We start from the raw sequence: 13448 nt of genomic DNA on the forward strand, positions 1-13448 counted from the left end.
GATGCCTTTCAGCGACAGGCAAATCCGGTGAAACACGATGTGCCCTGAAGGCGGGGCAGGACCAAAAGTCAAAGATGTCACTGTCCAGACTTACGAGCGGGTGCCCGTGCGGGCGCCTGCAATCAGCGCTTTTGCTTCGCCGGAGGCCCATTCGGCAGGGCCGTACATGGTTCCGATCTCACAGCCCTCCGGGCCCACCAGGATGGTGGTCGGCAGGCCGGTGGCGCGGCTGACCTTGCGCAAGTCTTTCAACAATCCGTTTGAGCTGTCCTGATAATAGGTCAGGTTTGACACCCCGATCTCATCCAGAAATGTCTTGGGCTTGTCCGGCCCGCCCCGATCCAGGTTCACTGCGACCACTTCGAATGTGTCATCGCCGAGATCGGCCTGGAGCTGATCCAATGCGGGCATTTCCTTCCGGCACGGGGCGCACCAGGTTGCCCAGAGGTTCAAGAGGATGGTGCGGCCCTTGAAGTCTTCAAGGGTGACGGGGCCGCCGTCAGGGCCTTTGAAGGTCAACCCGGTCAGGTCAAGGGGATGGCTGGCGGGCAGAAAGGCGGCGACCTCCCCCTTGGCAAAAGGTTTGGCGGAAGCGGCAGCCGACAGGGCCACCTGGCAGCTTTGGCCACCGGCGATATTGCCATTTGGGTCAGCGATCACGTATAGAGCCGCTACGGCGGCCACCACGCCTGCAAGCCCTGCGGCAAGGATGCCGCGTCTGGAGCTTTTCGCCGGGTCGGTTGGCTTATTCATTCGTTCACACCTCGCAAGGGGCGCCTTTTTGAAGGACAGGACATGAGCAATCGCATGTGGGGGGGCCGGTTCGCCGAAGGACCGGACGCCATCATGGAAGAAATCAACGCCTCCATCGACTATGACCGGAAGCTATATAAGCAAGACATTGACGGCTCGAAAGCCCATGTGCGCATGCTCGCAGAAAAAGACATCGTTACGCAGGACGATGCCGACAAGATTGTCCAGGGTCTAGACACAATTCTGTCAGAAATCGAAAACGGCACATTCACCTTCTCGCGTGCGCTGGAAGACATTCACATGAATGTGGAAGCGCGCCTGTCGGATCTGATCGGCCCGGCGGCTGGCCGTCTTCATACAGCCCGGTCCCGGAACGATCAGGTGGCGTTGGATTTCCGCCTGTGGGTGCGCGACACGCTGGACACGCTGGATGACCAGCTGAGCGAATTGATGCAGGTGCTTGCGGAAAAGGCGGAAACCCATGCAGGCGACGTCATGCCGGGCTTTACCCACCTGCAATCGGCTCAGCCGGTCACGTTCGGGCACCATCTTCTGGCCTATGTGGAAATGTTTGCCCGCGACCGCAGCCGGGTCCGTGATGCCCGCAAGCGGATGAATGAATGCCCGCTCGGCGCTGCTGCCCTGGCCGGAACCTCCTTCCCGATCGACCGGAAAATGACCGCCGAGGCCCTGGGCTTTGACCGGCCTTCGGCAAACTCGCTCGATGCCGTGTCCGACCGGGATTTTGTTCTTGAAGCTATGGCCGCCGCGTCGATCACCGCCATGCATCTCTCCCGTCTGGCGGAAGAGATTGTCATCTGGTGCTCGGCCCAGTTCGGCTTTGTCAAACTGTCGGACAAGTTTTCTACCGGTTCGTCCATCATGCCACAGAAGAAAAATCCGGACGCGGCCGAACTGGTGCGCGCAAAGTCCGGACGGATCTACGGCTCGCTTCAGGCGCTTCTGGTGATGATGAAGGGCTTGCCGCTCGCCTATTCCAAGGACATGCAGGAAGACAAAGAACAGGCTTTTGACGGGCTGGCCAGCACCTCTCTGGCCCTTGCAGCCATGACCGGCATGGTGCGCGATCTGGAGCCTGTCACCAAGGCCATGAAAAAGGCTGCCGGGTCTGGCTATTCCACGGCAACCGATCTGGCGGACTGGCTGGTGCGGGCGCTGGGCATGCCCTTCCGCGATGCCCACCATGTGACTGGCCGGATTGTCGGTCTGGCGGTTGAAAAGGGGATTGAGCTGCACAAGGTGCCTCTTGAGGACATGCAGGCGGTTGATGCCAAGATCACCCAGGACGTCTTTTCGGTGCTCTCCGTCGACAAATCTGTGCGCAGCCGGACCAGCTATGGTGGCACGTCGCCGGTCAATGTGCGCAAACAGGCGCGGCGCTGGCTGAAGGATCTGGCCAAAGGTTAGGCAATTGTGTGTCAGGGTGCCGAGCGGCCTTGCCGAACGCGCCCTGTCATGCGAGGACAAGGGCCGGAAACGCGATGACTGAAAAGGGCCTTTAGCGAATGACGATCCGGTTCAGAACCCTTGCACTGATCAGCCTGTGCCTGACACTGACTTTGGCAGGGTGCGGGCGAAAGGGCGCGCTGGAAGGCCCGGATGTGTCTGCGGCGCCGCAAGGTGCTGCGGCGGACCCGGCCGCTGCGCCGGCCATGGCGGGGCCCGAGAGCGAAGACGAGCCCTTTTTTCTCGATTTTCTGATCAACTGACGGCCGCAGGTCTGAACCGGGACAAAGTCCCTTTTGACGCGGCCCTGTTCTGCGAGGCATGACTTGCATCACTTTCACTACAAGAATGGCGTCCTTCACGCTGAAGACGTGGCTGTTGAAGAAATCGCCCGCGACGTTGGCACGCCATTTTACTGCTATTCGACCGCGACGCTGACCCGGCACTACGAAGTGTTCTCGTCCGCGTTTGACGATATTCCCTCGCTGGTCTGCTATGCCATGAAGGCAAATTCCAACCAGGCGGTTCTGGCCACGCTGGCCCGGCTGGGGGCCGGTATGGATGTGGTCTCGGAAGGCGAATTGCGGCGCGCACGGGCAGCTTGCGTTCCGGCCTCCAAGATTGTCTTTTCCGGTGTCGGCAAGACCGAAGCCGAACAGGCTTTTGCGCTGGAAGAAGACATCCTGTGTTTCAATGTGGAATCTGAGCCTGAGCTGCTTCAGCTCTCCCGCGTGGCGCACAGCATGGGACGGACAGCGCGGGTGTCCATGCGCATCAATCCGGATGTAGATGCCAGGACCCACGCGAAAATTGCCACCGGCAAGGCGGAAAACAAGTTCGGCATTCCCTGGCAGCGGGCCCGCGAGGTCTATGCGGAAGCCGCCAGCCTGCCCGGGATCGAAGTCACCGGGATTGACATGCATATCGGATCCCAGATCACCGAGCTTAAGCCGTTTGACGATGCTTTTGCCCGTCTTGGGGAGCTGATTTCGGACCTGCGCGGCCAGGGCCACACCATCGATCATGTGGATCTCGGCGGGGGGCTGGGCATTCCTTATGTCACGGACAATGATCCGCCGCCCCACCCGGACGCCTATGCTCAGGTGGTGAAAAAGCATGTGCGTGAGCTGGACTGCAAGGTCATGTTCGAGCCGGGCCGGCTGATTGCGGGCAATGCGGGCATTCTGGTCACGAAAGTGATTTACGTAAAAGACGGTGCGGACAAGACCTTCGTGATCGTGGATGGGGCCATGAATGACCTGATCCGGCCAACGCTTTACGAGGCCCATCACGAAGTGCGGCCGGTGTGCGAAGAAGACAGTGGCGCAGAGCGAATCAAGGCTGACATTGTCGGTCCGGTCTGTGAAACCGGCGATTTTCTGGCCCAGGACCGGGATATGGCGAGAGTGGCAAGTGGCGACCTTCTGGCGGTCTATTCGGCCGGCGCCTATGGAGCAGTTCAGTCCAGCACCTATAATTCGCGTTTGCTGATCCCCGAAGTCCTCGTAAATGCTGACCAATTTGCCGTGGTCCGGCCTCGTCCATCCTATGAGGATCTGCTTGAACTGGATGTCCTTCCGGACTGGTTCAACGCTTCGTGACGAAATCAACCCGGAATTAGTCGCTCGACCCTGTTGCCCGATGGCCTCCAATGCCTCACCTTAAAGAATGGTGAGACGATCCTGACCGTGTGGTATTTTAAAGTTGCGGCCGGATCAGGACCCGGAGGTGCCTTTGAGCCAGCATGACAGCAAGCAGGACCCCGAACGGCTGACAGACCCGACCCTGTCCGGCTGGCAGCGCTTCATCCGGACCCGTCTGGACCGGTTGGTGCGGCACAGCCGGCTGGCGCTCTTTGTGGAGCGGCTCTGGCGGGCGCTGTTGCCTGTGCTTGTTGTCATCGGTCTGTTTGTCGGCCTGTCCTGGCTGGGGCTCTGGCTGGTGCTGCCTGCCTGGGCGGGACCGCTCGGCGTGCTTGCCTTCGCCGGGGCCGCCATCTGGTCGGCGCGGGACCTCTTTCATCTCACGTGGCCCAGCCGCGAGGACGCCCTGCACCGGGTGGAAGAGGCCTCCGGATTTGACCACCGGCCGCTAACAGCGCTGGAAGATGAGCTATCTGCCGGGTCTGACGATCCATCGACCCGGGCCATCTGGGCGCTGCACCAGCGCCGGATGGCAGCCACCGTGGCTGCGATCCGCTCCAAGGGTCCCAATCCCCAAGCGTTTCGCCGAGACCCCTTTGCCTTGCGGGTGGCGGCGGCCTGTGTGCTCGTGATCGGGTTTGCAGCGTCCAGTGGTGACCATTTGGGGCGGCTGGCATCCGCTTTTCAGAACCCGTTCAACACGGTTGAACCGCCAAGCCGGCTGGATGCCTGGGTGACGCCGCCGATCTATACCGGTGAGCCGCCAATCTATCTGACCGGAGAAAGTGCCCAATTGCGTGACCCCGGTGCCCCGGTCACCGTTCCGGAAGGCTCTCTTTTCGTGGTCAGGGCCCAGGGTGCCAAGGACCTGAGCGTGACCTTCAAGGGGGCTGAGGACGAAGAACCGAAGGTGATTGCGCCGGAAACACCCGCCGAAGACACCGATCCGGAGCTGGCGAAACTGCTTCCTGAAGAACGGCGCCTGACGCTTGAGATAACCGGGGCCGTCACTCTCTTGAGCGCTGGTGAGCCGTTCCAGAGCTTTGTTTTTTCGGTGAACCCGGACCATGCGCCGGACATCCGGCTGACGGATGATCCGGAAGCACAGCTCAGCGGCGCGCTGAAATTCTCTTATCTGGTCAATGATGATTATGGGGTTGTTTCCGCCGAAGCGCGGATAACGCCGCTGCCGGATCCGGACCACAAGGACCGGGTGCCCCGGCCGCTGGTGGAGGCGCCGCAGTTTCCACTGTCCCTGCCGCCGCGCTCCGGCACGGCCAAAACGTCTGAGACGATCCGCGACCTGACGTCCCATCCCTGGGCGGGTAGCGAGGTGGATCTGACCTTGCTGGCGCGGGACCAGGCGGGGCAGGAAGGGGTCTCTCCGGCCTACCGCATCACGCTGCCCCAGCGCCGCTTTGCCAAACCTCTGGCGCGGGCCATCGTGGAACAGCGCCGCACCCTGGCGCTGGACGCCCAGAACCATGACCGGGTGATCATGGCCATGGACGCACTGATGCTGGCACCTGAAAATTTTGGCTTCAAGCCGCGCAACTATCTGGGCATGCGTTATGCCTATGGCGAACTGGTCGCTGCCGGAAACGACGAGGAGCTGAAAGCGATGCTGCCGCTTCTTTGGGAGCTGGCGCTCTCCATTGAGGACGGGGACCTGTCGGCAGCGGAAAAGAAGCTTCGCGATGCCCAGGAGGCTCTGCGCAAGGCACTGGAGGACGGGGCAAGCGATGAGGAAATTGCCAAGCTCACCCAGGAGCTTCGTGAGGCCCTGAACGAATATATGCAGGCCCTTGCCGAGCAAATGCGTCAGAATCCGCAAGCCATGCAGCCTTTTGACGGCAACCAGCAGACGCTGAACCAGCAGGATTTGAGCGAAATGCTGGACCGGATCGAGGAATTGGCCCGCACCGGATCGCGGGACGCGGCCCGTGAGCTGCTGGCACAGATGCAGCAGATGCTGGAGAACCTGCAAGCCGGGCGTCCGCAGATGATGCCTGAAGGCATGAGCAGTGAAATGATGGAAATGCTCAATCAGCTTGGCGAAATGATCCAGCGCCAGCAGCAGCTGATGGATGAGACACACCGGTTCAATCAGGACCAGCAGCGCCAGCGGGGCAACCAGCAGGGCCAACAGCAACAGGGGCAACAGCAGGGCCAGGGCCAGCAGATGACCCAGGAGCAGCTGCAACAGATGCTCCAGCAGCTTCAGGAGGGCCAGGGCAATTTGGCCCAGCAGTTGCAGGAGCTGATGGATCAGCTGAACCAGAACGGCATGGGACAGAATGAAGCCCTTGGCGATGCAGGTGACTCTATGGGCGAGGCGCAGCAATCCCTCGGTGATGGGCAGGGCCAGCAGGCGCTTGGCCAGCAGGGTGACGCCCTGGACGCGCTGCGCCGGGGGGCCCAAAGCATGACCGAGCAGATGATGGGACAGGGCGAAGGTGCAGGCAGCCCAAATGGCCCCTCACCTCTTGATGAGGACCCGCTTGGTCGTCCGCGCCGCACCGAGGGCCCGGATTTCAACAACCGGGTCAAGATCCCCGACGAAATCGATGTGCAAAGGGCCCGGCGGATTCTGGAAGAGCTGCGCAAGCGCTTCTCGGACCCGTCCCGGCCGAAACTGGAGCTGGATTATCTGGAGCGGTTGCTGAAACGCTATTAATCTTGCTAGGCTTTGGAAGGGCCGTTCGGTCCCCGGGGAGGCCATCGGAGGGGCTGCTGCTCTTCGGGTGGTGCTGGCGGCGGCGGCTAATACCAACCTCACTAGATAGGAACCGATCTGACCGTGTTTGGGGACTGTTCGGCAAGGAGCAGGTTGCAGGGCGATATGGTTTATCGTTCAAAACCTGGGACGCAGCTGAACAGTCCCCAAACACGGCCTCGGTGGCCTGCTCCGGCCCGCCGGACTGCGTTGCGCCGCTTGAACGGCCAACCAGGCCGTCCTGCGCAACGCGCCTTGCCGGCCAATCCGGACCAGCGCCATCAGATGGGTTTCTATCTAGTGAGGTTGGTATTATCTTCCAACCTATCCCTTTCAGCCCATCCCTTTCAGCTCAGGCGGTGCAGCCCGTTCCGCCGATGGAACATCCAAGTGAAACAGACCTTCAATCCCCCAAGCGTGCGCGCACCTTTCGGCAACTACAATCATGGACTTCTGGTGCCTCCGGGGGCCAGCCTTCTGGTCACTTCCGGCCAGCTGGGCATTGCCGTCGATGACTGCATTCCTCCGGATGTTGCCGGGCAGGCAGAACTGTGTTTTCAGGCCATTGAGGCGATCCTGCGAGAGGCAGGCATGAGCTTTGACGATGTGATCCGGATTTCGGGTTTCGTCACGCGCCGGGAGGATTTTCCCGCCTATATGGCCGTCCGGGACCGGTTCACCGGGCCGGTGAAGCCGGTGTCCACATTGCTTGTGGTGGGCGGCTTCACCCGGGAAGAGTTTCTGGTGGAAGTGGAAGTGACTGCCGCGAAAATCGTCTGATTTTCGTGGCTGGACGAAGCGTCAGAAGGCTTCCATTTCGCTTTTGACCTTGCTCAGAAAGGCGGAGCGGGTCTCAGGCGTGCAGTTGTTCATGTCGTAATGGGCCAGATATCTTACCGGGGCCCCGATCTTGATCTGGGCCCGGATGACCCGTTTGACGATCTTGCGCGGCGGGTCGCCGACGGCCAATGCCCGCCAGCGGCTGCCGCCATAGGTCATTACGGCACCCAGTTTGCGGATGTGGCGCAGGGTTGGCGTCAAGGATCCGTCCTCGAGATGGAAGGAGACGCCGGGCAGCCAGACCCGGTCAAAATAGCCTTTCAGCATGGCGGGAAAGCCGAAATTCCAAACCGGGGTGACAATCACCAGCCCTTCGGCTTTCAGCAGCCGCTGACAATAGGAATCCACTTTGGCCCGGTTTTGAGGAACGTCATGATAAATGTCCCGGTCTTCGCGCGACAGAACCGGATCGAAACCTTCCGCATAAAGATCGCAGCCGTCGACCTCATGACCGGCTGCGGCGAGGCTTTCGCAGGTCTGGTGATAAAGAGCCCGGCCGTAGCTGGTGTCCTGGGGGTGAGAGTGCAACACAAGAACCCGCATGACTTAAGCCCCGGCAAAGGATTGCAGCCCCGGAAAGAGATAGGTCTTCCCGGAATTGAAATCGAAATCGGGATTGTCCCAGGCGATCATCTTGCCTGGATTGAGCAACCCTTTGGGATCGGTTTCCTTCTTGAAATCCAGCTGTACCTGGTCGGTCTGCTTCATGCCGCCTTCTTCCAGCGTGTAGCGGTGCGGGTTGAAGATGCGGCAACCATTGTCCTCATGCAGGCGGATGATCTCTTCCAAGCGGTCTTCGCTGGTAAATTTCACCAGCGGCAGGCCGGAACACTGGATCTGCCCGTCAAAGCGGAGGAACTCCAGATGGCCGAAAATTTCGCCGGGGAACATCGCAGTTGATTTGCGCACCAGTTCCACATGGTTCGGGCCGGGATACTGCACCTGCAAATAGGTGAAGGCATTGTCGAATTTCAAAGCCCGCAAGGTGGTGTGGTTCCAGGCCAGCTCATAGGCATGGGGAATGCCCTTCATAGATTCCACTTCATCGGAGCGGAAGCGGATTTCGCCCTTCATCCTCTCGGCAAGCGCCACGACGGAGGACATGGAATGGGGGGCGACCATCAGCACGGTAACGGCCTCGCCATCCTTCAGCCAGGGTTTGTGGCGGGTGAAATAGTCAAACGGGATCGGGGCGGCAATCGGAGCGACTTCCTTTAAAAGCAGGCCGTTGCTGCGGGCCAGCTTGTCGGAAAAGACCACCGCATCCATGAAACTGTCATGGCCGACAATCACATCCACCCAGTCATAGGCCGGGGCGAGCGGCATTTCCACTTCGGTGATGATGCCGTTGGTGCCATAGGCGTGGCTGACCTTTTGGAGGTCCCAGGCCGAGAGGTCCAGCACCCGGGGTTCGGCTTCCATCGTCACGATCCGCAGTCGCAGAATGTTGCCGAGATCCCGTAAGCCTCCCCATGTAATCGACCCGACGCCGCCGGAGCCACCGGCAATGAAGCCGCCAATGGTGGCTGTTTGCGCCGTTGAAGGATGAAAGCGCAGCTCCTGTCCGGAATGTTCGCGCGTGTACTTGTCCAACTGGGCAATCACGATGCCTGCTTCACACACGACGCGGCCCGGATGAACCTCCTTGACCGCGGTCATGCGGGACATGTCGAGGACAATTCCGCCGGAAAGAGGCATGGCCTGGCCGTAATTGCCGGTTCCGGCGCCGCGCGGGGTCACGGGCACCCCGTGGGCATAGGCGGTCTTCAGAACGCGGATCACCTCTTCCTCGTCCTTCGGGGCGGCGATGAGGTTTCCGGTTACATGCTCCAGCTGCGCCTTCAGGATCGGGGAATACCAGTAGAAATCGCGGCTCTTGGCCTGAACCAGCCGGGGATTGTCTTCCAGGGCGATGCCGTCAAGATCTTCCATGATCTGTTTGTAGTCAGCCATTTTCAGTCTTTCATCAGCGGGTCAAGGTCGCGGTAGTCCGGCAAGCTGCGGTCGATGCCCATGCCATTCCGCATCACGATGCGGTCTGCCTGCGGACGGGATAGAAATTCGCTCCAGCTGCGCGCGTTGAACAGCACCAGATCGGCCCGCTGTCCGGCGGCAATCGTGCCCAGTTCCGGCCGCCCCAGGCAGCGCGCCGGGCTGGTGGTCACCACTCTTGCCGCCTCATCCAGTGGATGGTCCAGATGGAGAATGCGCACCGCTTCACGGAACACTTCCACCATGTCCAGATCGCCATAGGCGTAGAACGGGTCACGTGTGTTGTCGGAGGCAACGGCGGTGCGCACACCGGCGGCTGTGAGTTCATGCAGCAGCGTGACCCCTCTGGAGCGTGGGGTGCGGCGCGGTGCGTCTAGGCTGCCCCGGTCCTGAAGATACATGTTGCACAGGGGCAGGGAGACGACGGAGAGATCCGCCTTGGCCACCCGCTCAATCGTGCGGGCCGCGGAGGCCTCGTCCTGGCGGGCCAGGGAGCAGCAATGGCCCACGGTCACCATGCCGTCAAAGCTGTTGCGCAGTTTCGCCTCGGCAACGCCGAGCAGGGTCAGCACATTTGCATCCTGGGTCTCGTCCACGTGAAGGTCGATGCCCAGATTGTGTTTGGACGCTGCGCGGAAGAGCGTGTCCAGGCGCCGGTCCAGATCCGGCCCCGGCTGGGTTACCCCGCCCAGCAGGCCGCCTGCCCGGGCCACCACATTCACCAGATCGGTGAAATAGACCTCATCGTCCACCGCCTCCAGCGGAAACAGCGCGACGGCCTGAAGCGCGATCCGGCCTTTCCAGGTGGTGCGCATCTGTTCAAACACCTCAAAGGAGATTCGGTGCTGCGGCGCCAGACTGTCCAGATGGGTGCGCAGAAGGTTGGTGCCATGGGCATAGGCGCAGCGCAGGGAAAAATCCATGCGGGTTGCCACATCCTCTGCCGACCAGTTGGCCTCCCGGTCCGCACGCACTGCCGACAGGGCCCCGTCGAAGTCCCCGGTGGGATTGGGTTGCCGGTCCCAGATATGGCCCTTGTCGATATGGGTGTGCATGTCGGCAAAGGCGGGCCAGACCATAGCCCGGCCAAGGTCAGGTCCTTCGATCTCCGAAGGGGCAGCTCCGGCTGGCAGGACTGCTTCCAGGGTTCCGTCCGCGATGATCAGATCGGCCAGGGCAAGGCCTTCTTCTGCCCGCGCCTCCAGACCGGGGGCGGTGCACAGAGGCAGGGTCGCGGACCGCAGAACGAAGCGCGGGCTGCGGGGAAGGTCGGTAAACATCAGTTTTCCCGTTTCAGACTGCTTTCATGCCAGCGGTGCAGGCACCACCAGGAAATAAACGACGTGATGGCAAAAATGAGGACGCCGAGGGCCGCCAGAAGGATCAGGGCGGCAAAGAGACGTGCAATATTCATGCGGAACTGCGCTTCCAGAAGCCGGAAGGCGAGCCCTGATCCGGCTCCGGCGGATCCGGCCGCGAATTCGGCAACAACAGCTGCAATCAGCGCCAGCCCGCCGCCGATGCGCAGGCCGGTCATGAAATAGGGCAGAGAGGCGGGCAGCTTCAGATAGACCAGGGTCTGCCAGCGCGAGGCGCCGTAGAGCTCGAACAGGTTCAAAAGGTTATGGTCCACGCTTTTGAGGCCCTGCACCATGTTGGACAGGACCGGGAAGAAGGCGACCACGAAGGCACAGATCAGGAGGGCGACCTGGGTGGAGGGTGCGTAGATCAGGATCAGCGGTGCAATGGCAATGATTGGGGTTACCTGCAGCACGACGGTGATCGGGTAAAGTGCCCTTTCGATCCATTTCGACTGCACCAGCAAGATGGCCATGCCGCCGCCGCCGATCAGGGCCAGCGCCAGCGACACAAGGGTGATTTTGGTGGTCACCCAAAGAGCCGGCAGCAGGATCGGCCAGTCGGTCATGAGCGCCTTGGCCACGCGTTCTGGGCCGGGCAGGATATAGTGGGGGATCTTGTTGACGACGACGGTCACATGCCACAGGACGATCAGGCCGATGATCACCAGTAGCGGCACGGCAAAGGACAGCACCGTTTCCCGCCATCTGGCGAGGCTCTGGGGATCGCGGCCGGACGGTTGGGGCGTGTCCATCTGATCAGTGTCCTTCTTCGCCCATGGCTTCCAGCAGCATTCTGGAAACCTGTTCGCAGGTGCTGCGGTATTCTTCGGAGGTCCGGTAAAGCGCATCGCGCTCCAGACTGGTATGGAGCGGGAAATCCGCATGGACCCGGCCTGGACGGGCCTTCATGACCACGATGCGGTTGGCCAGATAGGCCGATTCATAGACCGAGTGGGTCACGAAGATCACCGAAATGCCGGTGGTTTTCCAAAGGGTGAGCACATCGTCATTGAGTTTCTGGCGGGTGATTTCATCAAGCGCTGCAAACGGCTCATCCATGAGCAGGAGCTTGGGTTTGGTCACCAGGGCCCGGGCGATGGAAACGCGCATTTTCATCCCGCCGGACAGTTCCCGGGGATAGGCTTTGGCGAAATCTTCAAGGCCGACGCTTTCCAGGGCCGACAGGATTGGCGTTTCGGCAGCTTTCTTGCTCATGCCCTTAAGGCGCAGCGGCAGATAGACATTACCGAACACGGTCTGCCAGGGCATCAAGGTGGGCTCCTGAAAGACGAAGCTGATATCCCCGTCCGGCAGACCTTTGGAATTGATGCGGAAGCTTGGCCAGTCGATGCTGCCGTCCGAGACACCGCCGAGCCCGGCGATAATTCTCAGAGCGGTGGACTTGCCGCAGCCGGACGGGCCGAGCAGGCTGATGAATTCGCCGGTCTTGACGGTAAGGGACATGCCGGAGAGGGCGACCGTGCCGTTGGAAAAGACTTTCGAGACCTTTTCCATTGCAACGAGCGGACGAAGGCCGGATGCGGCCGTCTTGTTGGTGTCGCCCAGTTCAGTGCTGACCATGATATTCCCGGAAATTTATGAAGAGGGCTCCGCCCGGGCAGGCGGAGCACCTGGGGCAAAGCAAGCAGGACTTACTTTTTCAGATCCAGACCGACGCCCTTGCAGACGAATTGGGTCGTGTAGGATTGCTTGTAGTCCAGACCGGCGTCAACCACGCCAATGGCAGCAAGCGTGTCGAAGAAGGTCTTGAAATGGGCATCAGTCATGCAGCCAATACCCTGCTCCAGCGCGTCGCCGGAATCCACAATGCCGTATTCCTTCATCTTGGCGAGGGAATAGGCGAGCTGGCCGTCGGTCATGTCCGGATTGTCTATTTTGATCAGATCGTTGGCGGCACTGTTATCGCCATACAGGTAATTGTACCAGCCTTCGATAGACGCGCTGACAAAGCGCTGAACCAGATCCGGGTTCTCGTCGACAAGCGCCTTTTTCGTGGTGATCAAGGTGGAATAGGGGGTCCAGCCTTCATCGGCGAGCAGGAAGACTTTCGGAGCCCAGCCCGCATCTTTTTCGATCTTGTAGGGCTCGGAGGTCAGGTAGCCCTGCTGGGCGGACTTCGGGTCGATGATGAAGGGCGCCGGGTTGAAGGTGTAGGGCTTGAACTGGGCGTCGGAGAAGCCCTTGAAGTTCTTCTTCATCCATTCGAAATAGGTGATGTAGCCGTCCTTGCCCATGTAGATGGTATCCAGCTTGGCAAGGTCGTCGAATGTTTCGATGCCCTGGTCCGGATGGGCCAGCAGCACCTGCGGGTCCTTCTGGAAGATACTGGCGACATTGATCAGTGGAATGCCTTCCTTCACATAGTCGAAGCCCTTCAGGGTGCCGCCCATGTAGAAGTCGATCTTGCCGGAGATCAGCAGGGCGTCATTGGCCGCTTGCGGCCCGCCGGGCACAATCGTGACTTTCAGGCCGTATTTCTCGTAAGTGCCGTCGGCAACCGCCTGGTAGAACCCGCCATGTTCGGCCTGGGCCAGCCAGTTGGTGCCATAGGAGACCTCGTCCAGTGCGAGGGCCTGAGATGTTGCGCCGAGGCCAAAAAGACCCGCCGCAAACAGTGCTTCCAAAGTACGTCTGAGTTTCATGTTGTGTCCCCTC

At 60.7% G+C, this 13448-nt stretch carries 12 protein-coding genes; 5 read left to right on the forward strand and 7 right to left on the reverse strand.

Annotation, left to right across the window (positions count from 1 at the left end; all coding sequences use genetic code 11):
* Positions 1–90: 90 nt before the first annotated feature.
* Positions 91–753 (reverse strand): thiol:disulfide interchange protein TlpA, encoded by a 663-nt coding sequence (gene tlpA, locus ACXAIC_RS15050; protein ID WP_475180906.1) that lies wholly within the window; start codon positions 751–753, stop codon positions 91–93.
* Between the two features lie 42 nt (positions 754–795).
* On the opposite strand from tlpA, the gene argH reads away from it, so the two are divergent.
* From argH to ACXAIC_RS15075, 5 genes are all read left to right on the forward strand, one after another.
* Complete coding sequence (gene argH, locus ACXAIC_RS15055; RefSeq protein ID WP_475180909.1) at positions 796–2181, forward strand: argininosuccinate lyase; 1386 nt, start codon at positions 796–798, stop codon at positions 2179–2181.
* 98 nt (positions 2182–2279) lie between these two features.
* Positions 2280–2483, forward strand: coding sequence for an LPS translocon maturation chaperone LptM (gene lptM, locus ACXAIC_RS15060; RefSeq protein ID WP_475180914.1), 204 nt, complete (start codon positions 2280–2282; stop codon positions 2481–2483).
* A 63-nt stretch (positions 2484–2546) separates the two neighbouring features.
* The gene (lysA, locus tag ACXAIC_RS15065) at positions 2547–3821 is read left to right on the forward strand and encodes a diaminopimelate decarboxylase (protein ID WP_475180919.1); all 1275 of its coding nucleotides are present in this window, start codon (positions 2547–2549) and stop codon (positions 3819–3821) included.
* Positions 3822–3948: 127 nt separating this feature from the next.
* On the forward strand, positions 3949–6540 hold the full coding sequence (locus ACXAIC_RS15070) for a TIGR02302 family protein (protein WP_475180925.1): 2592 nt from the start codon (positions 3949–3951) through the stop codon (positions 6538–6540).
* A 429-nt stretch (positions 6541–6969) separates the two neighbouring features.
* Positions 6970–7359 carry a RidA family protein gene (locus tag ACXAIC_RS15075; RefSeq protein ID WP_475180929.1) on the forward strand — a complete coding sequence of 130 codons (390 nt, stop codon included), beginning with the start codon at positions 6970–6972 and terminating at the stop codon, positions 7357–7359.
* 21 nt (positions 7360–7380) lie between these two features.
* Here the strand turns inward: ACXAIC_RS15075 and ACXAIC_RS15080 are convergent, their stop codons facing one another.
* From ACXAIC_RS15080 to ACXAIC_RS15105, 6 genes are all read right to left on the reverse strand, one after another.
* Positions 7381–7962, reverse strand: a complete 582-nt coding sequence (locus ACXAIC_RS15080) for an NAD(P)H-dependent oxidoreductase (protein WP_475180935.1) — start codon at positions 7960–7962, stop codon at positions 7381–7383.
* Positions 7963–7965: 3 nt separating this feature from the next.
* On the reverse strand, positions 7966–9372 hold the full coding sequence (locus tag ACXAIC_RS15085; protein ID WP_475180941.1) for an FAD-binding oxidoreductase: 1407 nt from the start codon (positions 9370–9372) through the stop codon (positions 7966–7968).
* A gap of 2 nt (positions 9373–9374) precedes the next feature.
* Positions 9375–10691: a cytosine deaminase gene (locus tag ACXAIC_RS15090; protein WP_475180944.1), complete on the reverse strand. Its 1317-nt coding sequence runs from the start codon at positions 10689–10691 to the stop codon at positions 9375–9377.
* On the reverse strand, positions 10691–11524 hold the full coding sequence (locus ACXAIC_RS15095) for an ABC transporter permease (RefSeq protein ID WP_475180948.1): 834 nt from the start codon (positions 11522–11524) through the stop codon (positions 10691–10693). Before ACXAIC_RS15095 ends, ACXAIC_RS15090 begins: the two co-directional genes overlap by 1 nt.
* Positions 11525–11528: 4 nt before the next feature.
* Positions 11529–12353 (reverse strand): ABC transporter ATP-binding protein, encoded by an 825-nt coding sequence (locus tag ACXAIC_RS15100; RefSeq protein WP_475180953.1) that lies wholly within the window; start codon positions 12351–12353, stop codon positions 11529–11531.
* Positions 12354–12424: 71 nt separating this feature from the next.
* A complete protein-coding gene (locus tag ACXAIC_RS15105) occupies positions 12425–13435 on the reverse strand; it encodes an ABC transporter substrate-binding protein (protein ID WP_475180958.1) in 1011 nt (336 codons plus the stop codon).
* Positions 13436–13448 lie beyond the last annotated feature (13 nt).

This window comes from Roseibium sp. AWQ4_254, from assembly GCF_056161025.1.